Raw genomic sequence first — 25,781 nt, 5'->3', positions numbered from 1 at the left:
GTTATCCACAGATGCGGCGGACGCCCGAGCGGGGCAGGATGGGAGTCGGCGACGAAAGGGACGACGATGACCACGATGAAGAGAGAACTGACGCCGGGGGCGAAGGCCGGACTCGGCGTCCTGGGCCTCCTGCAGGCCGCCTTCGCATTCCTCGCCTTCTGGGATCTCGCTCACCGCCGAGCCGAAGAGGTGCGCGGACCCAAGCCGGTGTGGATCCCGGCGATCCTCGTCAACTGGATCGGCCCGGCGAGCTACTTCCTGTTCGGCATACGCCGCTGAACCCGCCCGCGATCCGGGGGTCAGCCCGACAGCCGATCGGCGGTCCCGTCAGTAGACTGATCCCACTCGCGGGAGTGGTGGAATTGGCAGACACGCAGGATTTAGGTTCCTGTGCCTTCGGGCGTGTGGGTTCAAGTCCCACCTTCCGCACGCGAGCGATCGCATCCTCCGCCGACTGACGACGGGAAACCCTCATCGTGCATGCTGTTCCCACCGCCCTGATCCCGTGGCTCGACCCGGCCGCCATCATCGGATGGGCGGGCCCCTGGGCGCTCGTCGTCGTCTGCTTCATCGTGTTCGCCGAGACCGGCCTGCTGGTCGGCTTCCTGCTGCCGGGCGACACGCTGCTGGTGATCGCCGGGCTCCTGTCCCACCCCCAGCCGTACGCGCCGCACGGGGTCTTCGGGCTGAGCGTGTGGTGGGTCGCCCTCCTCATCGGACTGTCGGCGTTCATCGGCGGTGAAGTCGGTTACTACATCGGCCACAAGGGGGGTCCGGCGGTCTTCGAGAAGAAGGAGTCCGGCCTCTTCAGCGTCAAGAACGTCCAGCGCACCAACGCGTTCTTCGAGCGCTTCGGCGGGCTCACGATCATCCTCGCCCGCTTCGTGCCGATCGTCCGCACGTTCGCACCCGTCGCCGCCGGCGTGGGCCACATGAACAAGTGGAAGTACACGCTCTACAACTTCATCGGCGCGGTGATCTGGGGCTTCGGCCTGACGATGTTCGGCTACCTCATCGGCTTCATCCCGCCGGTGGCGGACTTCGTCGAGAACTACATCGACCTCATCCTGCTCGCCGCCGTCGGCGGCACCGCGGTCGTGACGCTGTGGCACTACCTCCGCGAGCGCAGCAAGGCCAAGAAGGCGGCCGCGGCGGGCGAGGACGTCGTCACCGACCACGACGAGGCCGAGGCGCTCGTGCTCGACCAGGACGTCTTCGACCGCGGCCCCGAGCACGACGAGGCGCCCAAGGGCTGATCCTCAGGAGGCCTTCTTCTTCGCCGCGGGCTTCTTGGCGGTCGTCTTCGTCGAGGATTTCTTCGCGGATGCCTTGGCCGCCGGCTTCGCGTCGGCGTCGGCGTCGGCGCCCTTGCCCGCCCCCTTCGAGCCGCCCTCGCGCGCCGCCCGGGACTTCTCCACGCTCGCCCGCAGCGCCGCCATCAGGTCGATGACCTCGCCGCCGGTCTCCTCCTCCTGCTCGCCGAAGGTCTCGGTGGTGTCCAGCGCGTCGCCCTTCTCGAGCTTCGCCTCGATGAGGGTCCGCAGCTCCTGCTGGTACTCGTCGGTGAACTCCTCCGGGTCGAAGTCGCTCGCGAAGCTCTCGACGAGGGATGCCGACAGCTCCAGCTCCTTCGCCGAGATCCGCACCGGCTCGTCCAGTGCGGGGAAGGCCGCCTCGCGCACCTCGTCGGCCCATAGCAGCGTCTGCAGCACCAGAACGTCGCCGCGCACCCGCAGCGCCGCCAGGCGCGTCTTCTGGCGCAGCGAGAAGCGCACGATGGCCGTGCGATCGGTCTGCTCGAGCGTCTTACGCAGCAGCACGTATGCCTTCGGCGACGCCGAATCCGGCTCGAGGTAGTAGGCGCGGTCGAGCGTGAGCAGGTCGATCTGCTCGCTGGGCACGAACTCGACGACGTCGATCTCACGGCTGCGCTCGGCCGGCAGCGCGTCGAGATCGTCCTTGGTCAGCACGACGGTCCGCTCGCCGTCGTCGTACGCCTTGTCGATGTCCTGGTACGCGACGACCTCGCCGCACACCTCGCACTTGCGTTGATAGCGGATGCGACCGCCGTCCTTGTTGTGCACCTGGTGCAGCGACACGTCGTGATCCTCGGTCGCGGCATAGACCTTGACCGGGACGTTCACGAGCCCGAACGTCAGCGCACCCTTCCAGATCGCCCTCACCACACCAGTAGACACCCGTCACACCGCCCGCGGCTAGCCCTGCGCACCGGGCTTGCACGACAGGGCAGGATGGGCCTATGGCGGGCGACGAGCAGCTGGTGCGCATCGGCGGCCGTCGTCTGCGCATCACCAACCTCGCCAAGGTGCTGTATCCCGAGACCGGCACCACCAAGGGCGAGGTCATCGACTACTACTCGCGCGTCGCAGAGGTCCTCATCCCTCACGTGATCGGGCGCCCGGTGACCCGCAAGCGCTGGCCCGACGGCGTCGGCACCGAGGACGACCCGGGCATGGTGTTCTTCGCGAAGGACCTCGAGCGGGGTGCGCCCTCGTGGGTGAGACGGATGCCGATCCCCCACTCGTCGGGAACCAAGGACTATCCGCTGGTGGGCGACGTGCCGACCCTCGTCTACCTCGCGCAGGTCGCCAGCCTCGAGCTGCACGTGCCGCAGTGGCGGTTCACGCCGGCCGGCGAACGCGGCCCCGCCGACCGTCTCGTGCTCGACCTCGACCCCGGTCCGGGCGTGGGGCTGGCCGAATGCGCGGTGGTCGCCGGCTGGGCGCGCACCATCCTCGTCGACATGGGACTCGAGCCGTACCCGGTCACGAGCGGAAGCAAAGGCATCCATCTCTATACGGCCCTGCCGCCCGGCCAGACGACCGAGCAGGCGTCGGCGCTCGCGAACGAGCTCGCCCGGGCGATCGAGGCCGACCATCGCGACCTGGTCGTCAGCAGCATGAAGAAGTCCGAGCGGCACGGGAAGGTGCTCATCGACTGGAGCCAGAACAACGGCTCGAAGACGACCATCGCCCCGTACTCGCTGCGCGGCCGCGCGCATCCGACGGTCGCCGCACCGCGCACCTGGAGCGAGCTCGACGAGCCGGGTCTCGGTCATCTCGATTTCACCGAGGTGCTCGAGCGGATCGAGACCATCGGGGATCCGATGGCGGCGCTGGGCTTCCAGGCGGGCGGACGGGAGGCGGAGGCAGGACCGCTGTCGACGTACATCTCCAAGCGCAGCGCCGACCGCACGCCCGAGCCGGTGCCCGCCAACCCGCTCGGCACCACCCCGAGCGGCGAGCGCCCGCGCTTCGTGATCCAGGAGCATCACGCCACCGCGCTGCACTGGGACTTCCGGCTCGAGCACGACGGCGTGCTGGTCAGCTGGGCGGTGCCGCGCGGCGTCCCGCACTCGTACAAGCGCAACAACCTCGCGATCATGACCGAGGACCACCCGATGGAGTACGCGACGTTCGAGGGCACCATCCCCGCCGGCGAGTACGGCGGGGGCACCGTGACCATCTGGGACGACGGACGCTACGACCTGGAGAAGTGGCGCGACGACGAGATCATCGCGACGCTCGAGGGGCGGCCGGGCGGCCCGCTGGGGCGCGTCCGCCTGGCGCTCATCCGCACGCAGGGCGAGGGCGAGAAGTCGAGCTGGCTCCTGCATCGGATGAAGACGGATGCCGACGGCCGGCCGCAGCCGGAAGGCATCGTCGTCGAGCCCACACCGCAGGCGGACGAGCCCTCGTCCGCGGGGACCGCCGATCTGCGCCCGATGCTTGCCTCGAGTGCGACGCCCGTCCAGGCGCGGACGGCGGCCCGGGGATGGGCGCAGCGGGACGGGGGCGACACCGCGTGGGTCGAGATGAAGTGGGACGGCATCCGCGCCGTGGGCGCGTGGGATGGCCGGCGCCTCCGGCTGTTCGCGCGGAGCGGCAACGAGGTGACCCACCGCTACCCCGAGCTGACGGCTCTCGACGCGGGCTTGGGCGGGGCGCCCTGCGTCGTCGACGGCGAGCTCGTCGCCCTCGAGCCGGACGGGCGGCCCAGCTTCCCGCTCCTGCAGACGCGGATGAACCTCGAGCGCGCGGGCGACATCGCCCGCGAGGCGCGCCGTACCCCGGTGCGCTACTACCTCTTCGATGTGCTCGCCCACGACGGCGACGACCTCGCCGACCTCCCGCTGCGTGAGCGCCGCGACGTGCTGGAAGCGGTGGCTGCGGCATCCGTCGATCCCATCGCCGTCCCGCCGGTGTTCGACGACGTGGACGCGGCGCTCCAGACCAGCGAGCAGCTGCGCTTGGAGGGGATCGTGGTGAAGGATCCCGCCTCGCGATATCTGCGTGGCAGACGATCGGATGCCTGGCTCAAGGTGAAGCTCACGCGCACGCAGGAGGTTGTGATCGCGGGCATCCGACCGGGGAAGGGCGGCCGCAGCACGACGTTCGGCTCGCTGCTGCTCGGCATTCCCGACGAGGATGGCCTGCGGTATGCGGGCCGCGTGGGCTCGGGCTTCAGCGACTCCACCCTGAAGGCGCTGATGACGACGCTCCTGCCGCTGCGCACCGACGACAACCCGCTCGTGGGCGTGCCGCCGCTCGACGCGCGCGACGCGCTGTGGGTGCGGCCGGAGCTGGTCGGCGAGGTGGAGTACGGGGAGTTCACGCCCGGCGGCATCCTCCGCCACCCGCGGTGGCGGGGCCTGCGGCCCGACAAGCTCCCCGCCGAGGTGCGCCGGGAGGAGTGAGCGCCGTCAGGCGTGGGCCTCGTGCTCGACGTGCCCGGCAGGCTCGAGCTGGAAGGTCGAGTGCTCGACGTCGAAATGCTCGGCGAGGCAGGTCTGCAGCCTGCTCAGGATGCGGCTCGACCGGCCGTCGGCGAAGGCCGCGTCGTCCACGACGACGTGCGCCGTGAACACCGGCGCCCCGCGGGTGAGCTGCCAGACGTGGACGTCATGGACGTCGACCACTCCGGGGGTCGAGAGGATGTGCTCGCGGATCTCCTTCACGTGCGTACCCTGCGGCGCCGACTCCGTGAGCACCGACACGACCTCGCGCATCAGGCCGATCGCGCGCGGCACGATCATCGCCGCGATGAGCAGCGAGGCGATGGCATCCGCCTGCAACCAGCCGGTGGTGACGATGACGACGGCCGCGACGATCACCGCGGCGGATCCGATGAGGTCGCCCAGCACCTCGAGGTAGGCGCCGCGGACGTTGATGCTGTGCCGCTGCGCGGCACTCAGCAGCCACAGCGCCACCGCGTTCGCCACGAGCCCGACGATCGCGACGACCAGCATCAGCCCGCCCGCGAGCTCCGTCTCGCCGGGGTGTATCAGTCGCGTGACGCCCTCGACCGCCACCCACACCGACAGCACGATCAGGATCACGGCATTGATCAGGGCGCCGAAGACCTCCGCACGCTGGTAGCCGAAGGTCCGGCGGTCGTTCGCCGGTCGCGCGGCGACGACGCTCGCGATGAGGGCGATCACGAGGGCCGCGGCATCCGTGAACATGTGCACCGCGTCGGCGAACAGCGCGAGCGAGCCCGACAGCACCGCGCCGACGACCTGCACGACCATCACCGTCGCCGTGATGGCGAGCGAGATCGCGAGGAGCCGGCGGTTGCCGGTCCCCCGGATGCCCGAGGGCGCGTGGTCGTGCATGAGCCCAGGCTAAGCCCGGGCGCGCCGCCCGACGACGCGTGCGGCGCAGTCGGGAACGATGCTGATTCTCAGTCGCGGCCGGCGCGTCACAGCTCGGCGAGGAGGGGCGCCAGCGCCTCGAAGGCACGGGCACGGTGCGACGACGCGTTCTTCTGCAGCGACGTCCACTCGCCGACGGTGCGCTCCTCGCCTTCCGGCTGCCCGTCGGGGATGAACACGGGGTCGTAGCCGAACCCCCCGTCGCCCGCCGGCGCGGTCGCGAGGCGGCCCGGCCACACTCCCTCGACGACGCCCTCACGCGACCCGTCGCCCGGCACCACCAGGGCGATCGTCGAGACGAACTGCGCGGTGCGGTGGGGGTCGCGGATGTCCGAGAGCTGGTCCAGCAGCAGGCTCAGGTTCGCCGTGGCGTCCTTCGCGTGGCCGGCCCAGTACGCCGAGAAGACGCCGGGGGCGCCGCCCAGCACGTCCACGCAGATGCCCGAGTCGTCGGCGAGCGCGGGAAGACCGGTGTGCTCTGCCGCCGCCCGCGCCTTGATCAGCGCGTTCTCGGCGAACGTGACGCCGTCCTCCACGGGCTCCGGGCCGTCGTAGGCCACGACCAGCAGATCGGGCCGCGTCGCCGCGACGATGGCCTGGAACTCCTCGACCTTGTGCGGATTGTGCGTCGCGAGCACGATCTTGCTCAGCGCCTCCTCGCCACCGGCCGTTTCGGCCAGGGCCGCGGCGATGACCTCGGCCATCTCGTCGGGCTGCGCGGTCACCCGGCACTCCCGCCGCCGAGCGCGGCCAGCTGGTGCTCGCGGAGCTCGGCGCAGCCGTTGACGCCGAGTTCGAGCAGCGCGTCGAGCTCCCGCTTGTCGAACGGGGCGCCCTCGGCCGTGCCCTGCACCTCCACGAACAGCCCCCGACCGGTGACGACGACGTTCATGTCGGTCTCGGCGCGCACGTCCTCGACGTAGGCGAGGTCGAGCATCGGCTCACCGTCGATGATGCCGACCGACACGGCCGACACCGAGTCGAACAGCACGTTCGCCTTCTGCCCGACGAACTTCCTGCCGCGGCCCCACTCGATGGCGTCGGCGAGCGCGACATAGGCACCGGTGATCGCCGCCGTGCGCGTGCCGCCGTCGGCCTGCAGCACGTCGCAGTCGATGACGATGGTGTTCTCGCCGAGGGCCTTCGTGTCGACGACCGCGCGCAACGCGCGTCCGATGAGGCGCGAGATCTCGTGCGTGCGTCCCCCGACCCTCCCCTTCACGCTCTCACGGTCGTTGCGCTCGTTGGTGGCGCGCGGCAGCATGGCGTACTCCGCGGTGACCCAGCCCCTGCCCTTGCCGGTCAGCCAGCGCGGCACGCCATTGGTGAACGAGGCCGTGCACAGCACCTTGGTGCCGCCGAACGAGATGAGGGCCGACCCCTCGGCCTGGCTCGACCAGCCCCGCTCGATCGTGATGGGGCGAAGCTGGTCGACGGTGCGCCCGTCGGCGCGGGTGATGTCGGTCATGTGTCTCCTCCGGGAGGGTGCGGATGCCTCAGCCGAGGCGATGCGGAAGGTCGATGGCGCCGGTCTGCACGAGGCGCACCGCGCTGACTTCGCGGCCCATCAGGCGATGGGCCAGTCGCAGGAACTCGTCCGCGGACGCACCGGTGGCCTCGTAGACGTGGCGGGGCTCGGCATCCGGCCCCGCGAGCAGGTCGCGCGAGACCAGCTGGCGGTAGACGTCCTTCGCCGTCTCGGTATCGCTGGACACCAGACTCACGTCGGGGCCCATCACGTAGCTGATCGCGCCCTCGAGGAACGGGTAGTGCGTGCACCCGAGCACGAGCGTGTCGACCTCCGCGTGGCGCAGGGGTGCCAGATACTCCTCGGCGACCGACAGCACCTCGGGCGAGTCGGTGACGCCGGCCTCGACGAACTCGACGAAGCGCGGGCAGGCCTGCGCGAAGACCGTGAGCCGCTCGTTGACGCCCAGCATGTCCTGGTACGCGCCCGAGCTGATCGTGCCGGCGGTGCCGATCACGCCGACGCGCCCGTTGCGGGTCGTCGACATGGCGGTGCGCACCGCCGGGTTGATGACCTCCACCACCGGGACGTCGTACCGTTCGCGCGCGTCGCGCAGCATCGCGGCAGAGGCCGTGTTGCATGCGATCACGAGCATCTTCACGCCCTGCGCGACGAGATCGTCGAGCACCTCGAGGGCGTAGCGTCGCACGTCGGCGATCGGCTTGGGACCGTAGGGCGAGCGGGCGGTGTCTCCGATGTAGAGGATCGACTCGCGCGGGAGCTGCGCCGACACGGCGCGGGCGACGGTGAGTCCGCCGACACCGGAGTCGAAGATTCCGATCGGCGCGTCATTCACGATGCCCCAGCCTACGCCAGGCGCTGGCTAGGCTGACCCGCATGAGTCCCTCGACCGCCCTGCTGACGGACCGCTACGAGCTCACGATGATCGACGCCGCCCTGCGCGACGGCACGGGCGAGCGCCGGTGCGTGTTCGAGCTGTTCGGCCGGCGCCTGCCCGGCGCGCGGCGCTTCGGCGTCGTCGCGGGCACCGGGCGGCTGCTGTCGCTCATCCGCGACTTCCGGTTCGGCGACGACGAGCTGCGGTGGCTCCGCGACGAGAAGGTGGTGGATGCCGCCACCCTGGACTTCCTCGAGGGCTACCGGTTCACGGGCTCGGTGACCGGGTATCGCGAGGGCGAGCTGTACTTCCCCGGCTCCCCCATCCTCACGATCGAGGGCACGTTCGCCGAGGCCGTCGTGCTCGAGACGCTGGCGCTCAGCGTCCTCAACCACGACTCCGCGGTCGCCACGGCGGCGGCGCGCATGAGCATCGCCGCCGGGGACCGCCCGCTCGCGGAGATGGGCTCCCGGCGGGCAGCGGAGCAGTCCGCCGTCGCGGCGGCCCGCGCGGCGTACATCGCCGGGTTCGGAGCGACCTCGAACCTCGAGGCGGGCCGACAGTGGGGCATCCCGACGATGGGCACCGCCGCGCACTCGTGGACGCTGCTGCATGACACGGAGGAGGACGCGTTCCGCGCGCAGGTAGAGGCGCTCGGCGTCTCCACGACGCTCCTCATCGACACCTACGACATCCGCACCGGGGTCGAGACGGCGATCCGGATCGCGGGGACGGATCTCGGCGGGGTGCGCATCGACTCCGGCGACCTGCCCACCGTCGCCGCGGAGGTGCGCGCGCAGCTCGACGAGCTGGGCGCGACCGGCACGCGCATTACCGTGACGAGCGACCTGGACGAGTATGCGATCGCCGCACTCGCGGCATCCCCCGTCGACGCGTACGGCGTGGGCACCTCGGTCGTCACCGGGTCGGGCACGCCGACGGCGGGCATGGTCTACAAGCTCGTCGCCCGCCAGGATGCCGAGGGCGGCTGGGTGGCGGTCGCGAAGGCGTCGACCGACAAGGGCTCCAAGGGCGGCCGCAAGGCGGCGTTCCGCACGCTGGACGAAGGCACGGCGACCAGTGAGCTGATCGTCGTGTCGGACGGCTTCGAGGAGCTCCAGACGGCGGCCGCGCACCCAGATGCCCGCCCGCTCCAGGTGGAGCTGGTCGTCGACGGCGAGCCGGACGCCTCCTTCGAGGGTCCGGCGGGCGTCGAGGCGGCGCGCGCCCACCATGCGCGTGTGCGCGAGGAGCTTCCGGTGCGCGGGCTCGCGCTCAGTCGCTCCGACCCGGCGCTCCCGACCGTCTACACCGACGCCGACTGACGGCCGGCCCGCTGCCGGGATGCCTGGCGTCAGCCCTGGAGGGACTCGTAGATCTCCTTGCAGGTGGGGCAGACCGGGAACTTCTCGGGGTCGCGACCGGGAGTCCACTTCTTGCCGCACAGCGCGCGCACCGGCTTGCCGGTGAGCGCGGACTCGAGGATCTTGTCCTTCTTCACGTAGTGCGAGAAGCGCTCATGGTCACCCGGCTCGATGTTCTCTTCTTTGAGGAGCTCTTCGAGCTCGCGATCGAGGGTCGCGATACCGCCCTGGTCGGGGCTGTCCAGCGGGGTGCTCATGGTCTGTCAGTGTACCCGCGGGGACCGCGCTCGGCTCGGTCCTCGGGGCGTCACGTCGACTCCGCGAACTCCATGAGACGTCCGCCGCGACGCTCGAACGCCAGCGAGCCGACGGTGACGCCCACGATGAGGACGCCGAGGCCGATCGCGAGACCGCCCCACAGCGCGGTCGTCGCGGCGACCGCGTCTCCCTGCAGCGCGAGCCAGGCGCACCACACGACCGGCGCCGAGAGGACGAGCGAGCCGACCATCACGACAGCCTGCGCGATCCCGCCCCGCGCGCTCGTGCGCTGCGGCTGCTGGAACGGACTCTCGCCCGGACGCGACACCGCATACGGCGAGACGACCGAAGAGATGCTGGACAGGCCCAGGCCGCACAGGAACAGCGAGGCGCAGACGCCGGCGAGGGCGGGCAGCATCGCCCAGCGCCCGTGGAGGGAGATCGCGACCGGCACCGCGACGGCGAGCAGCGGCACGCCGACGAGCAGCACCGGGACGAGGCGGCCGACCCGGTCCGAGACGCCCCGCACGCCGCTGGCGATGTGCATCCACACGGCCGTCGAGTCGTAGGCGAGGTCGTCGTGCGGCAGCCAGCCGAGGAGCAGGGCGGCGAACGGAACCGGCACGAGCGCGACGAGTTCGGGCGGCACGCCGGCGACCAGCAGCGGCACCGCGGTCACGAGGGCGGCGAAGGGGATGATGATCCCGTTCACGACGTAGCGTCGATCGCCGAACCAGTACACGAGGCTCCGCGCCGCGATGGCGCCGCCCGGCGTGCCCGGTGCCACGCCGAACCAGCCGAGCCCGCCCCGCACCCGGCCGGCGGCCGGCCGCTCGGTCGTGGTCAGCACACGCCGGACGATCCACATCCACAGGACAGCCAGCAGCGCCACGGTGCCGGCGGCCACCAGGGCCGACGGCCACGGGTCGCCACCGGACTCCACGATCCCCGGCAGCGCCCACGCGGCGCCCAACGGCGTGAGCGCGAGGGCGCGCACCGCTTGGAGAAGCTGCGGCGGCACGGCGCCCTGCCACTCCAGCGAGGCGAGGAAGACGCCCACCGGGACGACCACCACGAGCACGACGAGCACGAAGACGCCGGAGAGCTCGCGTGACCGCCGCTCGCGGAGGTGCAGCGAGGCCAGCGCCATGCAGACGCGGGCCAGGAGAAGGCAGGTCAGCACCCCGAGCACGACGCTGGAGACCGTCACGGGCGTGCCCACCCAGTGCTCCTCCCACACGACCGCCGCGCTGACGGCGACCCCGACGAGCACCATGATCGGCACGCTGATGAGGCCCGCCACCGCGAGCACGACGGCGAGCCGGCCGGGCGGCAGCCCGAACAGCGTGAACCGGCGCGGGTCGAGGGGATCGTCGACGGCTGCGAACAGAGGCGCGAGCGCGAATCCGAGCGTCACCGCGGAGCCGCCGAGCACCGTGACGACCAGCACCTCGTCGGCGGGCGCGTCGCGCAGGGTCAGGATCCCCCAGCACACCGCGATGGTGGCGGCCACGAGCAGCACGAGTCCGCTGACGACGCGCACGACGTGGCGGGTGTCGCCGCGCAGCGCGCCGAAGAGCAGCGCGACCCTCAGTCGGAGAATGTATGCAGCCACTCGAGGCCCTCCACGTCGCTGAGGCCCCCGGCCAGCTCGACGAAGCGCTGCTCGAGCGTCAGCTCGCCGCGGACCTCCTCGACGGAGCCCTCGGCGAGCACCTGCCCCGCCACGATCACAGCGACCCGCGAGCACACGCGCTCCACGAGTTCCATGCCGTGGCTGGAGAGGACGACCGTGCCGCCGTGCGCGACATAGGTGGAGAGGATGTCGAGGATGATCGCGCTCGAGACCGGGTCGACGGCCTCGAACGGCTCGTCGAGCACCAGCAGGCGCGGCGAGTGGATGAGCGCGCCCGCGAGCATCACCTTCTTGAGCATGCCGGCGGAGTAGTCCGACACGCTTCGGCCGAGCGCGTCCTCGAGGTCGAACGCCCGCGCGAGATCGGCGGTCCGGCTCTCGACGACGGCAGGCGGCAGCTTGCGCAGCACGCCGTAGTAGTAGAGCAGCTGGCGCCCGGTGAGCCGGTCGAACGTGCGAAGGCGGTCGGGCAGCACGCCCATCAGACGCTTCGCGGCGAGCGGCTCGGCGGCGGCGTCGATCCCCCCGACGCGGATCGTCCCGCGATCCGGCACCAGCAGTCCCGCGATGATCGACAGCGTGGTCGTCTTGCCCGCGCCGTTGGGACCGACGAGGCCGTAGAAGGTGCCGGCCGGCACCGTCAGGTCGATCCCGTCCACGGCGTGCGTGGCGCCGAAGCTCTTGGTGACGCCCCGGAGCTCGAGGGCGCTGAAATCGGAGACCGGCCGACGATCGGGATCGGCGATGACGGATGCCGCCTCCTGCGTCACGGTCGCTGCCGGCGCCTCTGCCTCCGACGCGGGCAGCGGCGGACGCGGCGGCACGACGATGCCCGCCGCGGCGCTCGCGGCCCGCGCGAGATCGCTCGGCAGCGGGGGCGGTCCCGGCTCGGCGGCGCTGCTCGCCTGGGAGCCGCCGCCCTTGCGCGGCTTTCCGGGCTTGCGAGGCTTCTCGGACGCCGGTTTCGCGGTGTCGGGGAGCCGCACGACACGCGCGTCGGTGTGACGGTCCGGCTCTTCCGGATCGATGTCATTCGGCACCGGGAGGGAGGCTGTCACCGGACCACGGTACCAAGCGGTGCTGATCGAAGGGCGGTTCGTTCCGGCGCGTGGCGGCTTACAGCGAAAGTCACGAAACGGCAACGGGCAGGCGGCATTCTGCACCTTCCCAGTCCCTCTCGCTACCATGGTGCAGGCACGAAGGGGTGTCGGGCCGGTGAACCGGCAGTGAATCACGCACTCAGGAGCAGACTTTGACCCTTCAGACCGTCATCCTCGCAGCCGGAATGGGCTCGCGTCTCGGCCGCAGCCTGCCCAAGCCCCTCACGGAGCTCGGCGACGGCCGCAGCATCATGCAGCAGCAGCACGACAACATCCGCGCCGCCTTCGGCCGCGAGGCCCGGATCACGACCGTCGTCGGCTACCGCGCCGAGACGATCGTCGAGGCCTTCCCCGACGTGGACTACGTCTACAACGACCGGTACGACCAGACGAACACCTCCAAGAGCCTCCTCCGCGCCCTGACCAAGACCGGCAAGGGCGGCGTGCTCTGGATGAACGGCGACGTCGTCTTCGACCCGCGTGTGCTGGGCCGCGCCATCGAGCTCATCGATCGCGACCAGTCGTTCGTCACGGTCAACACCTCCAAGGTCAGCGACGAAGAGGTCAAGTACACCGTCACACCGGAGGGCTTCATCAACGAGCTCTCGAAGACCGTGAAGGGCGGCATCGGCGAGGCCGTCGGCATCAACTACATCTCGAGCGCCGACAAGAAGTCCTTCATGCGCCACCTCACGCGCGTCGACGACCAGGACTACTTCGAGCGCGGCCTCGAGCTCGCGATCGCCGAGGACGGCGTTCGGCTCCTGCCGCTGGACATCTCGGACCTCTACGCCGTCGAGGTCGACTTCGCCGAAGACCTCGAGCGCGCGAACCTGTTCGTCTGAGTCGCCGGGCGCGACCTGTCAACCCCACGTCGGCGGTCTGGATCGGGCGCATAGACTCGGCGCGATGACCGACAAGGTTCACCGCATCCACTCGCTTCCCGGCGACGCGCCGTGGCAGGGAGGTCTGCCGCCCACGGGGTCGGACGAGCACCCTCTCACGATCCGCGCGCTCGACCGCGTGCTGGCGATCCAGCGCCCCGTGGTGCTGGCGCATCTGCGCAGCATCCGCCTGCGGCATCCGGACGCCTCCCCCGCCGAGATCGTCCGCATCCTGGAGCGCCGGTACCTCGCCGCCGTCACGACGGGCGGCGCCGCGGTCGGAGCGACGGCCGTCGTGCCCGGCATCGGCACCGGGGTGACGCTGGCGCTGAGCGGCGTCGAGACCGTCGGCTTCCTCGAGGCGACGACGCTCTTCGCCCAATCGGTGACCGAGGTGCACGGCATCCCGGTCGCCGATCCCGACCGCGCACGCGCGCTGGTGCTCACGCTCATGCTGGGCAAGGAGGGCGTCGACCTCGTGTCCCAGCTCGCCGGGCAGGCAGCCGGCCGCGGACCCACCCGGGACCGCTACTGGGGCGAGCTCGTGACCAAGACGATCCCCCGCGCCGCGGTGGGGCCCCTCGTCGACCGCCTCAAGAACTCGTTCATCCACCAGTTCGCGGTGCGCGGCGGTGCGTCGTGGATCGGCAAGGCGCTGCCGTTCGGCATCGGAGCCGCGATCGGCGGCGCCGGCAACCACATCCTCGGCCGACGGGTGCTCGTCGGCGCCCGTCGCGCCTTCGGCGCGCCGCCGTGGCAGTTCCCCGTCGAGCTGGAGCCGCGGCCCGGCGCCGACCGCATCGAGCGACTGGCCTCGCGCGGCATCCGCCGTGCGGGGGCGGCCGTCGCGGGCGGAGTCTCGCGCGGCACCTCGGCGGTGGGCAGGGTCGTGCGCCGCGGGAAGCCCGCGCTGGAAGCACCTCCCGACGAGGATTGAGCGCGCACCCTCTCCCGATCGTCAGCCGATGCTGAAAGCGCTTGCATGCGGTTCCTCGACACGCCACCTGCGCGGGCATACGCTCGCAGGTATGGACAGCACTCTGGCGTGCCTGGCGGCGTGGATGCCGCGCCAGCGGTGGTACGCCGCGAAGGGACGGCCACCCAGCCTGCGGCTGGTGGCCTGGTGGGATCTCGCCCCGGGCTCGGACGATCCCGAGGACGATCTGTCCCCCGCTGACGGCGGCGTGCGCGTGCGCACGTTCCTCGTGGCCGACGAGGGAGCGCTTCCGGCGGTGCTTTACCAGATCCCCATCGTCGAGCGGGCGACCGAGACCGTCGACGCCGATCCGGATCACATCGTGGGCAGTCCGACGCCGGGCGCGACGTTCATCGACGGGCCGCACGATCCGGCCTACGCCCACGCGCTCCTGCGACTCATCGCGGAGGGCGGCACCGCACACGGGCCGCAGACCCTCGCTCTCGGACGCCCCTCCGCGTCGGGCGGGCACCCCGGTGCGAGGTCGGCCCGGGTGATGAGCGGCGAGCAGTCCAACACCTCCCTCGTGTACGAGGGCGAGGGCATGCCGATCATCTGCAAGGTGTATCGCCAATTGCACGCCGGTCTCAACCCCGACATCGAGCTGCAGGAGGCGCTGGCGGCATCGGGCTCGGCGCACGTCGCGCTGCCCGTGGGATCCATCGAGGGCACGTGGCCGGACCTCACGACGGCGCACGGCTCGGTGCGCGGCTCCCTGGCGTTCGCCCAGGAGTTCCTCCCCGACGTCGAGGACGCCTGGCGGGTCGCACTGCGGGCCGCCGCGCGCGGCGACGACTTCCGCGACAGTGCGAACGCTCTGGGCGCGGCCACGGCCGAGGTGCATCTGGCGCTGGCCAGGTGCTTTCCCACACGGGCAGCCACGGCGGCCGACCGCGCGGCCACCGCGGCGACATGGGAGCGCCGCTTCTCGATCGCCATGGCCGAAGTGCCCGAGATCGCCGAGCAGCGGGAGGCCGCGGGGGCCGTGTACCGGCGGGCGCTGGAGGTGCCGTGGGCGGCGCTGCAGCGCATCCACGGCGATTACCACCTGGGGCAGGTGCTGCACTCTCCGGAGCGCGGATGGATCGTCGTCGACTTCGAGGGCGAGCCGCTGCGACCCATGACCGAGCGCACGCAGCCGGATCTCGCACTCCGCGACGTCGCGGGCATGCTGCGCTCCTTCGACTATGTCGCCGGCTCGCTGCGGCGGGACGATCCCTCGCGGTCGACCGAGGCCGTGCGCGGATGGGCGCGCGAAGCGCGTCAGGCGTTCGTGGACGGATACGCCGCCGCCTCGGGGGGCGACCTGGACCCCCGGCATCCGCTGCTGGCCGCGCTCGAACTGGACAAGGCCGTGTACGAGGCGATCTACGAGTCGCGCAACCGCCCCACATGGGTCACGATCCCGCTCGGCGCCGTCGCGCGGCTCGTCGGGCGTCCGGCCGCGGTCGCCTGACCGGCGTGGCCTCAGCCCTCGTCGTCGAGCTCGGCTTCGTCCTCGGGCTCGTCGTCGCGCTCGTCGACCGAGCGGGCGTACCACGCGTCCCATTCGTCCATCAGCCGCTGCACGGCGGCGTGGAACCGCGCGGTCGCGGCGCCCGGCGTCGTGTCGCCGAAGTAGCGCGAGACCCACTGCTCGAGGCGGGCCACCGCGTCGGGGTCGTCCAGCACCCGCTCGGTCTGCGCGACGATGTCGGGGGCGTCCGCGGCGGTCAGCCACTCGCACGCCGACAGGTAGCCGTGGGTGTCGATGGCGGCCGCGGGGTCGGCCGGACGCGTGATCAGCAGCGGCCTGTCGGCCGCCAGCCGGTCGTAGACCATCGCCGAGATGTCGACGACCGCGACGTCGGCGGCCGACAGCTGCCAGCCGAGGTCCGGGCCGTCGTCGAACACGTGCTGCGCCGCAGGATCGGCGGCGTTCGCTGCGGCGAGGGCGGCGATGATCCGCCGGTTCGCGGCGCCGTACTCGGCGTTCACGACCCCCGAACGAGGGTGGGGCCGGTAGATGACGCGATGGCGACCGGTGCGCAGCAGCGCCGCCACGAGCGCCTCGCCGTGCGTGACGATCGACCCGTAGTGGGCCGACGGCCGGTCGCCCTCCCACGTGGGCGCGTACAGCACCACGGTCCGGTCGTCGGGCGTGTACGGCAGCGCCCCGGAGTAGTGGTCGGCCTGCGGGCGGCCGATCGCGATCGCCCTGTGGTCGAGGTCGTAGTCCCAGAGCACCCGCGACAGCCGCTCCCGTGCCGCGTCGCCCGCGATCATGGCGTAGTCGTAGGCCTTGTACTGGTTCGTGGTCATGTACATCTTGTCGGACTCGCCGTGGTTGATGAACACGTGCCAGCGTCGGCCGTAGCGGAACATCTGGAAATTGCGGGTGTTCTGATTCACGTAGAGCACCACGCGGATGTCCTGCGTGGAGATGAAGCGCTCCAGATCGCGCACCGTCGGCACGAACGCGACCGGCAGGGCGTCGTCTGCCAGCAGCGCCTGCGCGCCCGTCGCGGACCGGCTCAGCACGACGACCGGCCACGTCTTGGCCAGCCCGGCGAGCGGCTTGTACCACTGCCGCATCTGGTACATGTTGACCGCGCCGTCGGCGAAGTACACCGCCACCCGGTAGTGGAACGGCGGATGCTGCGGCCCGGCCGACTGCGTGCGCCTGACGTCGATGACGGCGGAGCGGTTGCGCACCGCCTTCCGTACGAGCGCGATCGCCTTCCTGCCGTCCGAGACCAGTGCCACCCGTCCAGCCTACCCAGGGCACCCGTGACATGATCGACGCGTGCATGTCGAGCAACACGGGCGCAGGGACGCTCCGATCGTCCCGCCGGACGCCGGTGTGAGCTTCGTGATGCCGGTGCTCAACGAGCGGGGCTACCTGCGCCGGGCGGTGGAGACCGTCCTCGCGCAGGACGTGCCGGGACCCACCGAGCTCGTCCTTGCGCTCGGCCCCTCGACGGACGGCACGACGGAGCTCGCGCGGGAATTGGCCCGGGAGGACGAGCGGATCATCCTCGTCGACAACCCGGCGGCCGACATCCCGATCGGGCTGAACCTCGCCATCCGGGCCGGCCGCTACCCCACCGTCGTGCGCGTCGACGCGCACTCCGAGCTCGACCCGAGCTACGCCCGCAGGGCCCTGGCGTCGCTCGACCGCGTGCGCGCGGCCAACGTGGGCGGGGTGATGCGCGCCGACGGCCGCACCCCGTTCCAGCGAGCCGTCGCCCGCGCGTACAACTCCCCCATCGGCCTGGGCGGCGGCGCGTACCACGGCGGCACGCAGGAGGGCGAGGCGGAGTCCGCCTACCTCGGCGTCATGCGGCGCGCCGTGCTCGACGAGGTCGGGCTCTTCGACGAGAGCATCCGCCGCGGCGAGGACTGGGAGCTCAACCTGCGCATCCGTCGCGCGGGCTACCGGGTGTGGTTCGATCCGGCGCTCGCGGTCACGTACTGGCCGCGAGAGAGCTGGACGAGGCTCGTGCGGCAGTTCGCGGCGACCGGCCGGTGGCGCGGCGAGCTGGTGCGGCGCTTCGGTCGAGGCAACTCGCTGCGCTTCTTCGCTCCGCCGCTCCTGGTGCTGACGATCCTGCTCGCCGTGGTGGTGGCGGCCCTGCAGCTGACGGGCGTGCTCCAGGGGTGGTGGTCGGTGGCGGCATCCGTCGTCTATGTGCCGCTGGTCGTGTACGTCGCGCTCGTCATCGGCGTGGCGCTCGGCCCGGGCGGGGGGCGCGGCTGGCGCGACAAGCTCTGGACGGCGGCGGTGCTGCCCACGATGCACCTCGCGTGGGGCTGGGGATTCGTCGTGGGGATCATCCGCGGCGCCCACGATACCGTCGACACCTCGCGGCTCGGCAGTCGCAACACGCCGCTGCCCTGACGGGGTCTCAGGGCTCGATGAGCCCCTGATCCAGGATGCGGGCGACCACGCGCTCGGCGGCGTGGCCGTCGTCGCGGGCGTTGAACTTCGCCCGCCAGAGCTCGTACCTCTCCGCGTAGCGCTCGCGGTCGTCATCGGCGAGGGCGGCGGCGAGCTCGTCCTGCGTGCGCACCATCGGGCCCGGCGCGTGCTCGGCGAGGTCGAAGTAGAAGCCGCGCAGCTCGCCGCGGTAGTGCTCCATATCGGGCACGAGGAAGTACATCGGCTTGCCTGTCACCGAGAAGTCGAACATCACCGACGAGTAGTCGGTGATGAGCGCATCGGCGACGAGCAGCAGCTGCGACGTGTCGGGGAATCCGGTGACGTCGATGACGCGCGGCCCCTCGGCGTCGCGACCCGGCAGGAGCGTGCGGGAGTGCCCGCGCACCAGCACGACGGAGTCCGTCGCCGCGGCGAGCGCGACCGGGTCGACGAAGTCGACGATCTGCTCGCGGTCGTCCCGCCACGTCGGCGCGTACAGCAGCACGCGCTCACCGGGCCGGATCCCGAGCGCGCCGCGCGTCGCGGACCCGTCGCCGCTCGCGAGCACGTCATTGCGCGGATACCCCTCCACCCAGATCGGCCGGCTGAGGAACGCGTACGCCTTGCCGAGGATGCGGGCGGCATACGGGTTCTGCGCGAGCAGGATGTTCCAGCGCCGCGACTCGCGCACCACCGCGGCCATGCGCCGCGGGTCGAAGCCGGGGCGGTGCAGGGCGAGCCGCTTGAGGGGCGTGCCGTGCCAGGTCTGCAGCACGACCTGCCCCTTGCGCCGGGAGAATCGCCGGCGGAGCCAGTCGTTCACGACGAGCAGACGCGCGGCGCCCCGCGCCCGCCACCACTCCGGGGTGCCTTCGACGACGGCGATCGCGCCCTCGGGAACTGCCACCGAGAGATCCACGACGCTCCAGTAGCGCGTCACGCCCGGCGCGCGGCGCGTGAGCTCCCGATCGATCGCGAGCGGATTGCAGCTGGCGTTGCGCCCGTAGAAGCTCTCGAAGAACACCGCGTTCTCGAACCCGGACGCCGGACGGGTGGCGTAGCGGCGCTCGAGCGCATCCTGTCCCTCGCCGGAGTCGTAGGCGGGGTCCATCGGCGGTCCCACGCGCAGCGTCCACTGCTCGAGCTCGGCACGCAGCGTTCCGAGCTGGGTGAGCGGGAGCGCGTCGGGAGCAGGGATGCCCCGGTCCGCGGCATCCGTCACCCGGACCTCGTACGTCCCGGTCGGCAGCGGCAGCTCGGGCCCGCCCCATCGCGCGGCGCGGAGGGGCAGCGTCGCCCGCCACGTCTTGCCGCGGCCGCTCAGACGTGCGACGACCCGGGCGCGCGCGCCCACGAGCTCGACGGTCGCCGGCCGCTCGCCCTCGCCCGAGAGCACGAGCGCAGGTCCGCCGTCCGTCGTGAAGCGCGCGTCGGTCATCCGTTTCCTTCCCTCGGGCGGGCGTGGGCGGCCGTACCGGCCAGAATCGCACGGTACACCCTCTCGGCGTTGCGGCCGTCCCGGTGCGCGTGGACACGCGCGCTGAGCGCCATGGCGTGCTCGACGCGCCGCTCGCGCTCCGACTCGTCGCCGAAGAGCGCGTCCAGCTGCGCGGCCGCCTGGCTCCAGTCGACGGCCCACTCGTCGCCCGCGACATCCCGGTATGCGCCGTAGAACCCGCGGCGCTTCGCGTAGTCGACGACGTCGGGAGCGAGGAACAGCGTCGGGAGCGGCACGAGGGCTGCGTCGAACGCGAGGGAGGAGTAGTCGGTGACGAGGGCGTCGAGCCCGGGCAGCAGCGGGGTCACGTCGGCCACCAGATCGCTCCCGAGCGACTGCACCAGATCCGTCGTGACGGGCGGGACGTAGTCGCCGGCGCCGAGCGGATGGGAGCGGATGAGGAGCGTCGCTCCGTGGCGGCGGAGGACGCCGAGGATCCGCGCCCACTCCGCGGCGGTCGGGATCGCCGGGTCGGGCGCGCCGTCGCGCCACGTCGGCGCGTACAGCACGAGTCGCCCGGACCCTTCGGCCCGCGGCACGGCCCGCGCGATCGCCGCGCGGGCCTGCACGCGCCGGTCTTCCGCGGTGCCGCGGGACAGCACGTCGACGCGAGGCTCGCCGGTGACGAGAACGGCGTCGTCGGGGAGCGCGAACGCGGACTCCAGCCGGCCCCGCACGAGGTGCGACGCGGCGGGGAGCAGGCGGATCCGGCGCGCGGCGCCGCGGTACATCGCCCGCAGCATCGCATGCGCCGGCCGCGCCGCCGGCGTCCGCGCGATGGCGCGCGGCAGCCGCAGGGTCTCGGGCGAGTCCAGGCCGATCCGCTTCAGTGGGATCCCGTGCCACAGCTGCACCACGAAGGCGCCCGAGACGGCGTAGCGGTTCACGTCGCCGAAGCCGTGCGTGACGACGACCACCCGCGCCCGCGCCGTGCGCCACAGTCCCCGCAGCGACCGCTTGGGGACGCTCGGGATGCCGCGGGCTGCGGCATCCCGCGCCTCTCGCGCGCTGCCGACCAGCCACACGGCGCGCCGGCCGTCGGCGGCGGCGGCGTCCCAGAGGGCGAGCGCGCCGTCGGCGATGCCGACGGCGCAGCCGAAGACCCACTCGTCGCGCGAGCGCGGTACGACGAGGGTGAGGATGCGTCCTGCGGCATACAGCGGGATCGTCGCGAGCTTCCGCGCATTCCCCGCGCCGAACGAGAAGGACGCCATCACGCGAGCCTATCCTGCTCGCGCGATGGCGCCCCGGTGCGTCCCGCCTACTGCTCGAGCGCGCCCAGCGTGACGGTCACCGTCTGCGTCTCCCCGTCGCGGACGAAGGTGACCTCCGCCTCGCTTCCGGCGGCAGCGCCGCGCACCTGCGCGGTCAGGTCGGTGGAGTCGGTGACGGGCACGCCGTTGAAGCCGGTCACGACGTCGCCCGCGGCGAGGCCCGCCGACGCCGCCGCGCCGCCGTCGGTGACCTCGTTGATGTACGCACCGGTGATGGTCGATCCTTCGACGGATGCCGCGGGCCGCACGGTCGCGCCGAGGAGGCCGTGCGTGGCCTCGCCGTTCTCGATGAGCTCGTCGGTGATCCGCTCGACGATGTCGGACGGGATCGCGAATCCGACGCCGATCGAGCCGGAGCCGTCGGCGGACGCACCGCCCGCGGTCGCGATCGCGACGTTGATGCCGATGAGCCTGCCCTCGGAGTCCACGAGCGCGCCGCCGGAGTTGCCCGGGTTGATCGCGGCATCGGTCTGGATCACCGCGATGGAGATGCTCTCGGTCGCCGTCGACTGCTGGTCGCCCTGGCCGAAGTCGAAGCGGAACGGCCCTTCCTGCCCGTTCTCCTCCGGCTGGTCCTGGTTCTCGTCCCCGGTGTCCGGCGCGGCGGAGGACGCGATCTGGATGCTGCGGTTGAGGGCGCTCACGATGCCCTCGGTGACGGAGTTCGCCAGTCCCAGCGGCGCCCCCACCGCCACGGTGGTGTCGCCGACATTCAGGTCGCTCGAGTCGGCGAAGTCGATCGGGGTCAGACCCTCGGCATCCTGGAGCTTGATGACCGCGAGGTCGTACGTCGGGTCGGTGCCGACGATCTCGGCGTCGTACACGCGGCCATCGGCCGTCGTGACGCGCACCTGCGCGTCGCCGGTCGCCCCGTCGAGGGTCACCACGTGCGTGTTCGTCACGACGTAGCCGTCCTCGGAGAGGACGACGCCGGAGCCGGTTCCGGCTCCCGCCGAGCCCGTCGCGGAGATGGTCACCACGCTCGGCACGACCTTCGCCGCGATGCCGGTGGTCTCGTTGACCGAATCGGAGTCGTTCACCGTGACGGTGCTCGGGCCGGCGGCGGGCGACGTCGCCGCGGACGTGAACCAGTTCACGCCGGCGTACGAGCCGCCGAGGCCGGCCGCGCCCCCCACGATGGCCGCGGCGACGAGCAGGCCGACCACCTTGCCGGCGCCGGAGGATTTCTTGGGAGCCTGCGCCGTGGCCGTGCCGCGGTCGCCGCCGTCGATGGGCAGCGTGGGCATGGTGTCGGCCGACGCGACGCCGAAGGCGGCACCGGGACCGGATGCGCCGCCCTGCCCCGCGTAGGAGTGGGGGTGCGGCGCGGGCTGTCCGGCATACCCCTGCGGACGTGCGTACGCGTGGCCGCCGGCCGGATACCCCGCCGGGGGAACCGGCTGGGTCGGCGCGCGGTGCTGGGCGGCGGCCTCGGCCGCCGGCTGGGCGGGCACGGCGGGCTGTGCAGGGGTGACGCTCGGCGCCGTGGTGTCATCGGGCGTGCCCGACGCGTCGGCGGGGACGTGGTCTTCCGGGCGGTCGCCCTGGATGTCGCTCATGATTGCTCCTTCTGCCAAGCACTCACAACTGTGCCCACCGATGCTGTGCGTTTCTTATGTCGGGAATGGGACTCGCCTATGCAACGGGGATGAGCCCGCCCGGTACGGTGAAGCGATGCGACAGATCCCCGGAGCGTGGCACCGCACGGCGGCCGGTGCCGGACTCGTCGGCTCGGACGGGTCGATCCACCCCACCATCTTCGCCGAGATGTCTGCCCTCGCGGCCCGCACCGGCGCGATCAACCTCGGACAGGGGTTCCCCGACGAGGACGGCCCGGCCGAGGTGCTCGAGGTCGCCCGCGCCGCGATCGCCCACGGCGTGAACCAGTACCCGCCGGGTCGCGGCATCCCGGATCTCCTCGACGCGGTCGCCGAGCACCAGCTGCGCTTCTACGGCCTGCACATCGACCCGGCCCGCGACGCACTCGTCACTGCCGGCGCGACCGAGGCGCTCGCCGCAGCGCTGCTGGCGCTGCTGGACGGGCCCGATGACGAGGTGGTCGTCTTCGAGCCGTACTACGACTCGTACGCGGCCGTCGTCGCGCTCGCGGGCGCGAAGCTCGTCACGGTGCCGCTGCGGTGGCCGGACTTCCAGCCCGATCTCGACGAGCTCCGCGCCGCGGTCGGCGACCGCACGCGCCTCATCCTCGTCAACGACCCGCACAATCCCACCGGAGCCGTCTTCGGCTCCGAGGTGCGCGACGAGATCGTGCGGCTCGCCCATCACCACGATGCCCTCATCGTCACCGACGAGGTCTACGAGCATCTCGTCTTCGACGAGCCGCACGTGCCGATCGCCACCCTCCCCGGCGCCTGGGACCGGACCCTGACCATCTCGTCCGGTGGCAAGACGTTCTCCACCACCGGATGGAAGATCGGCTGGGTCACCGGGCCCGCCCCGCTCGTCGACGCCGTGCTCGCGGTCAAGCAGTACCTCACGTACGTCAACGGCAGCCCGTTCCAGCCGGCTATCGCGACCGGACTCCGGCTGCCGGACTCCTTCTTCCGCGGCATCGCCGACACGCTGCGGGCCAAGCGCGACCTGCTCGGCGCCGGGCTGCGGGCCGCCGGCTTCGAAGTGTCCACGCCTGCCGGCTCCTACTTCACGGTGGCCGATGCGGCGCCGCTCGGCGCGACCGATGCCGCGGACTTCTGCCGCGGACTTCCCGAGCGGGCAGGCGTGGTGGCGATCCCCCTCACGGCGTTCGCGACAGCCGAACGCCGAGCCGACTACGCCACGCTCGTGCGCTTCGCGGCCTGCAAACGCGTGGACGTGCTCGAGGACGCGGCATCCCGCCTCGCCTCGGCTGCCGGATCCGGGGTCACCGGGGGCTGACCGCGAATCGCCGCAGCCGCAGCGCCGGGTTGACCCGGCGGACACGCTCGATGGCGCCGACGTCGAGGTGTGCGACCGCGACATCGGTCGACGTACCGACCGCGGCGAGCTCGACGCCCTGCGGATCGACGATCAGCGAGTGACCGACCCCGAGCGGCGGCGGGTGATCGGCCGCTGCCACGAACACCGTGTTCTCGATGGCGCGGGCATGCAGGAGCGTGCGCCAGTGGTGCTCCTTGAGCGGGCCGCGCACCCACTCGGCGGGGACCGCGAACACCTCGGCGCCGGCGTCCACGAGCAGCCGTCCGACCTCGGGGAAGCGCAGGTCGTAGCAGGTCATGAGTCCGAACGTCAGACCTCCGCAGGCGAAGGTATGCGGCGGCGCCGGCTCCCCCGCCTCGACCCAGTCCGACTCGCGCTGCCCGAACGCGTCGTACAGGTGCATCTTCCGGTAGTGCGCCTGCAGGCCCGCCCCGTTGACGGCGACCACCGTGTTGCGCACGCGCGCCTCGTCGCTCGCCCGCTCGAGCAGGCCCGCCACGACGACGACGTCATGTGCGGCCGCGATCCGTGCGAGTTCCTGCACGAAGGGGCCGTCGAGCTCCTCGGCGTTGGCGGCGAGCGATTCGTCGAAGGGGTCGACGAAGTAGCTCGAGTACTCGGGGAAGACGACGACACGGGCCCCGCGGGCGGACGCGGTGGCCGTGAGCTGGTCGATGGCGTCCAGGTTCGCCGCGGTGTCGGCGGTCGGCGCGAACTGCGCGACGCCCACTCCCAGGGTGTCCGTCATCGGGCGCCGCCCTTCTCTCTCGCGCGGACGCGGATGAGTGCCGGGACCAGTACCCACAGCGCGACGATGACCGCGGCGAGGAGGATGAGCGCCCACCAGAAGGCCGATCCGCCGACGACGACGTCGAAGACGAACGCCACCACCCCGACCATGAGCACGGAGACCGTGAGCAGAGCGGTGATGAGGGCGACGTGGCCGTAGCGGACGACCGCCGGCTTCGCACCCTGCTGGAACACCACGCGGTGCAGGGCGACGGGGGCCAGCGCGATGATCGAGCTGAGGGCTGCCAGCACCACCAGCGTGAGGTATACGGCTCGCTGCCCGGCGTTCAGCTCGGCGAAGGTGGGCTGGAAGGCCAGGGCGAGCAGGAAGCCGGTGAGGATCTGCGTGCCCGTCTGCAGCACGCGCAGCTCTTGGAGCACCTCGTTCCAGTTGCGGTCGGCGCGCTCCTCGCGGGTCTCGTCGCGACCCTCGGCGCGGTCCGCCACGGAGTCTGCTTCGGGGCGATCGGACATGCGCTCATCCTTTCGCGCGGCTCGCGTCGCGGCAACCCGAGGCGGCCTGTGGCACGACCCACTCGAAACCCGTGTTAGGCTATTTCTTGTGCCGCGGGGTGGAGCAGCTCGGTAGCTCGCTGGGCTCATAACCCAGAGGTCGCAGGTTCAAATCCTGTCCCCGCAACAGAAAGAAGAAGGGCGTCCCCGACGAGGGGGCGCCCTTCTTCATGTCTCCCGCTTCTCTGTGGCTGCGGGATCCATGGCCTCGCCGAGATCGTCGAGGAATCGGGCGATCACGTCGAGATCATGCCCGTCGTACCTCATGGCGACCTCGCGCATCGCGCGCAAGCGTGCGCCGAACACGGTGAAGAACGCTGCCCGTGCGGAATCCGTCAGCACGACCACGCGCCCCCGCCGATCGCTCGGGTGCGGCCGGCGCTCGACGTGGCCCGACTCGACCAGCCGGTCCAGCAGCTTGGTGGTGGACGCAGTGCTGATGCGCAGGTGCTGGGCGATGTCGCGCGGACTCACCGGACGCCCGGTGCGCTCCCGGATGACCAGCAGCCGCAGTGCGGCGACGTCCGAGGCGTTCATCGCCATGTCGCCCTTCATCCCGCTGTGCATGCGCTCCATGGCGTCGCTCATGCTACGAATGGACGTGAGCACAC

At 71.8% G+C, this 25,781-nt stretch carries 24 protein-coding genes and 2 tRNA genes; 11 read left to right on the top strand and 15 right to left on the bottom strand.

Annotation, left to right across the window (positions count from 1 at the left end; all coding sequences use genetic code 11):
- Window positions 1-66 precede the first annotated feature (66 nt).
- From ACZBH1_RS13820 to ACZBH1_RS13810, 3 genes are all read left to right on the top strand, one after another.
- Window positions 67-279, top strand: a complete 213-nt coding sequence (locus tag ACZBH1_RS13820) for a PLDc N-terminal domain-containing protein (protein ID WP_452325367.1) — start codon at window positions 67-69, stop codon at window positions 277-279.
- A 68-nt stretch (window positions 280-347) separates the two neighbouring features.
- A tRNA-Leu gene (locus ACZBH1_RS13815) sits at window positions 348-429 on the top strand.
- 47 nt (window positions 430-476) lie between these two features.
- Window positions 477-1,256 (top strand): DedA family protein, encoded by a 780-nt coding sequence (locus ACZBH1_RS13810; protein ID WP_336396813.1) that lies wholly within the window; start codon window positions 477-479, stop codon window positions 1,254-1,256.
- Window positions 1,257-1,259: 3 nt separating this feature from the next.
- Here ACZBH1_RS13810 and ku read toward each other — a convergent pair whose 3' ends face one another.
- Window positions 1,260-2,183 (bottom strand): non-homologous end joining protein Ku, encoded by a 924-nt coding sequence (ku, locus tag ACZBH1_RS13805; RefSeq protein WP_378883245.1) that lies wholly within the window; start codon window positions 2,181-2,183, stop codon window positions 1,260-1,262.
- 77 nt (window positions 2,184-2,260) lie between these two features.
- Here ku and ACZBH1_RS13800 point away from each other — a divergent pair, with 77 nt between their 5' ends.
- The gene (locus ACZBH1_RS13800; protein WP_463646703.1) at window positions 2,261-4,717 is read left to right on the top strand and encodes an ATP-dependent DNA ligase; all 2,457 of its coding nucleotides are present in this window, start codon (window positions 2,261-2,263) and stop codon (window positions 4,715-4,717) included.
- Between the two features lie 6 nt (window positions 4,718-4,723).
- On the opposite strand, the gene ACZBH1_RS13795 is transcribed toward ACZBH1_RS13800, so the two are convergent.
- The 4 genes from ACZBH1_RS13795 to murI all read right to left on the bottom strand — a co-directional run bounded on the left by ACZBH1_RS13795 (window position 4,724) and on the right by murI (window position 7,998).
- Window positions 4,724-5,635, bottom strand: a complete 912-nt coding sequence (locus ACZBH1_RS13795; protein ID WP_463646702.1) for a cation diffusion facilitator family transporter — start codon at window positions 5,633-5,635, stop codon at window positions 4,724-4,726.
- Between the two features lie 86 nt (window positions 5,636-5,721).
- On the bottom strand, window positions 5,722-6,378 hold the full coding sequence (gene rdgB / locus ACZBH1_RS13790) for an RdgB/HAM1 family non-canonical purine NTP pyrophosphatase (RefSeq protein WP_463647056.1): 657 nt from the start codon (window positions 6,376-6,378) through the stop codon (window positions 5,722-5,724).
- Window positions 6,379-6,395: 17 nt separating this feature from the next.
- On the bottom strand, window positions 6,396-7,142 hold the full coding sequence (gene rph, locus ACZBH1_RS13785) for a ribonuclease PH (protein ID WP_336396809.1): 747 nt from the start codon (window positions 7,140-7,142) through the stop codon (window positions 6,396-6,398).
- A 28-nt stretch (window positions 7,143-7,170) separates the two neighbouring features.
- Window positions 7,171-7,998 (bottom strand): glutamate racemase, encoded by an 828-nt coding sequence (gene murI, locus ACZBH1_RS13780; protein ID WP_336396808.1) that lies wholly within the window; start codon window positions 7,996-7,998, stop codon window positions 7,171-7,173.
- A gap of 41 nt (window positions 7,999-8,039) precedes the next feature.
- Here murI and ACZBH1_RS13775 point away from each other — a divergent pair, with 41 nt between their 5' ends.
- Window positions 8,040-9,365, top strand: coding sequence for a nicotinate phosphoribosyltransferase (locus ACZBH1_RS13775; RefSeq protein ID WP_336396806.1), 1,326 nt, complete (start codon window positions 8,040-8,042; stop codon window positions 9,363-9,365).
- Window positions 9,366-9,394: 29 nt separating this feature from the next.
- On the opposite strand, the gene ACZBH1_RS13770 is transcribed toward ACZBH1_RS13775, so the two are convergent.
- From ACZBH1_RS13770 to ACZBH1_RS13760, 3 genes are read right to left on the bottom strand one after another with little or no spacing between them, the layout of a single operon-like run.
- Window positions 9,395-9,661, bottom strand: coding sequence for a DUF3039 domain-containing protein (locus ACZBH1_RS13770; RefSeq protein WP_109210754.1), 267 nt, complete (start codon window positions 9,659-9,661; stop codon window positions 9,395-9,397).
- 50 nt (window positions 9,662-9,711) lie between these two features.
- Window positions 9,712-11,277: a hypothetical protein gene (locus ACZBH1_RS13765; RefSeq protein ID WP_378883258.1), complete on the bottom strand. Its 1,566-nt coding sequence runs from the start codon at window positions 11,275-11,277 to the stop codon at window positions 9,712-9,714.
- Window positions 11,253-12,356, bottom strand: a complete 1,104-nt coding sequence (locus ACZBH1_RS13760; RefSeq protein ID WP_463646701.1) for an ABC transporter ATP-binding protein — start codon at window positions 12,354-12,356, stop codon at window positions 11,253-11,255. The genes ACZBH1_RS13765 and ACZBH1_RS13760 overlap by 25 nt, the downstream gene beginning before the upstream one ends.
- A 194-nt stretch (window positions 12,357-12,550) precedes the next feature.
- On the opposite strand from ACZBH1_RS13760, the gene ACZBH1_RS13755 reads away from it, so the two are divergent.
- The 3 genes from ACZBH1_RS13755 to ACZBH1_RS13745 all read left to right on the top strand — a co-directional run bounded on the left by ACZBH1_RS13755 (window position 12,551) and on the right by ACZBH1_RS13745 (window position 15,714).
- Window positions 12,551-13,243, top strand: coding sequence for a phosphocholine cytidylyltransferase family protein (locus tag ACZBH1_RS13755; RefSeq protein ID WP_463646700.1), 693 nt, complete (start codon window positions 12,551-12,553; stop codon window positions 13,241-13,243).
- A gap of 64 nt (window positions 13,244-13,307) precedes the next feature.
- Entirely contained in the window at window positions 13,308-14,219 is a 912-nt protein-coding gene (locus tag ACZBH1_RS13750; protein ID WP_452325361.1) for a hypothetical protein, read from the top strand.
- 91 nt (window positions 14,220-14,310) lie between these two features.
- Window positions 14,311-15,714 (top strand): maltokinase N-terminal cap-like domain-containing protein, encoded by a 1,404-nt coding sequence (locus tag ACZBH1_RS13745; protein WP_463646699.1) that lies wholly within the window; start codon window positions 14,311-14,313, stop codon window positions 15,712-15,714.
- Between the two features lie 11 nt (window positions 15,715-15,725).
- Here ACZBH1_RS13745 and ACZBH1_RS13740 read toward each other — a convergent pair whose 3' ends face one another.
- The gene (locus ACZBH1_RS13740) at window positions 15,726-17,003 is read right to left on the bottom strand and encodes a CDP-glycerol glycerophosphotransferase family protein (protein WP_463646698.1); all 1,278 of its coding nucleotides are present in this window, start codon (window positions 17,001-17,003) and stop codon (window positions 15,726-15,728) included.
- A gap of 109 nt (window positions 17,004-17,112) precedes the next feature.
- On the opposite strand from ACZBH1_RS13740, the gene ACZBH1_RS13735 reads away from it, so the two are divergent.
- Window positions 17,113-18,138, top strand: coding sequence for a glycosyltransferase family 2 protein (locus ACZBH1_RS13735; RefSeq protein WP_452325403.1), 1,026 nt, complete (start codon window positions 17,113-17,115; stop codon window positions 18,136-18,138).
- 7 nt (window positions 18,139-18,145) lie between these two features.
- On the opposite strand, the gene ACZBH1_RS13730 is transcribed toward ACZBH1_RS13735, so the two are convergent.
- From ACZBH1_RS13730 to ACZBH1_RS13720, 3 genes are read right to left on the bottom strand one after another with little or no spacing between them, the layout of a single operon-like run.
- Window positions 18,146-19,597 (bottom strand): CDP-glycerol glycerophosphotransferase family protein, encoded by a 1,452-nt coding sequence (locus ACZBH1_RS13730; RefSeq protein ID WP_336396799.1) that lies wholly within the window; start codon window positions 19,595-19,597, stop codon window positions 18,146-18,148.
- Entirely contained in the window at window positions 19,594-20,871 is a 1,278-nt protein-coding gene (locus ACZBH1_RS13725; RefSeq protein WP_452325357.1) for a CDP-glycerol glycerophosphotransferase family protein, read from the bottom strand. The genes ACZBH1_RS13730 and ACZBH1_RS13725 overlap by 4 nt, the downstream gene beginning before the upstream one ends.
- 47 nt (window positions 20,872-20,918) lie before the next feature.
- Window positions 20,919-22,490, bottom strand: a complete 1,572-nt coding sequence (locus tag ACZBH1_RS13720; protein ID WP_378883277.1) for a S1C family serine protease — start codon at window positions 22,488-22,490, stop codon at window positions 20,919-20,921.
- Between the two features lie 115 nt (window positions 22,491-22,605).
- Between ACZBH1_RS13720 and ACZBH1_RS13715 the strand changes: the two genes are divergently transcribed.
- Window positions 22,606-23,826, top strand: coding sequence for an aminotransferase class I/II-fold pyridoxal phosphate-dependent enzyme (locus tag ACZBH1_RS13715; RefSeq protein WP_336396796.1), 1,221 nt, complete (start codon window positions 22,606-22,608; stop codon window positions 23,824-23,826).
- On the opposite strand, the gene ACZBH1_RS13710 is transcribed toward ACZBH1_RS13715, so the two are convergent.
- Complete coding sequence (locus ACZBH1_RS13710) at window positions 23,813-24,616, bottom strand: carbon-nitrogen hydrolase family protein (protein WP_463646697.1); 804 nt, start codon at window positions 24,614-24,616, stop codon at window positions 23,813-23,815. The genes ACZBH1_RS13715 and ACZBH1_RS13710 overlap by 14 nt on opposite strands.
- Entirely contained in the window at window positions 24,613-25,131 is a 519-nt protein-coding gene (locus ACZBH1_RS13705) for a DUF6328 family protein (RefSeq protein ID WP_463646696.1), read from the bottom strand. The genes ACZBH1_RS13710 and ACZBH1_RS13705 overlap by 4 nt, the downstream gene beginning before the upstream one ends.
- A gap of 92 nt (window positions 25,132-25,223) precedes the next feature.
- Here ACZBH1_RS13705 and ACZBH1_RS13700 point away from each other — a divergent pair.
- A tRNA-Met gene (locus ACZBH1_RS13700) sits at window positions 25,224-25,297 on the top strand.
- 41 nt (window positions 25,298-25,338) lie between these two features.
- On the opposite strand, the gene ACZBH1_RS13695 is transcribed toward ACZBH1_RS13700, so the two are convergent.
- The gene (locus tag ACZBH1_RS13695; protein WP_336396792.1) at window positions 25,339-25,758 is read right to left on the bottom strand and encodes a MarR family winged helix-turn-helix transcriptional regulator; all 420 of its coding nucleotides are present in this window, start codon (window positions 25,756-25,758) and stop codon (window positions 25,339-25,341) included.
- Window positions 25,759-25,781: the final 23 nt, after the last annotated feature.

This window comes from Microbacterium sp. ZXT2-5, assembly GCF_055329545.1.
The sequence above is the reverse complement of the archived record's forward strand: the minus strand, read 5'-3'. Positions and strand labels throughout refer to the sequence as shown.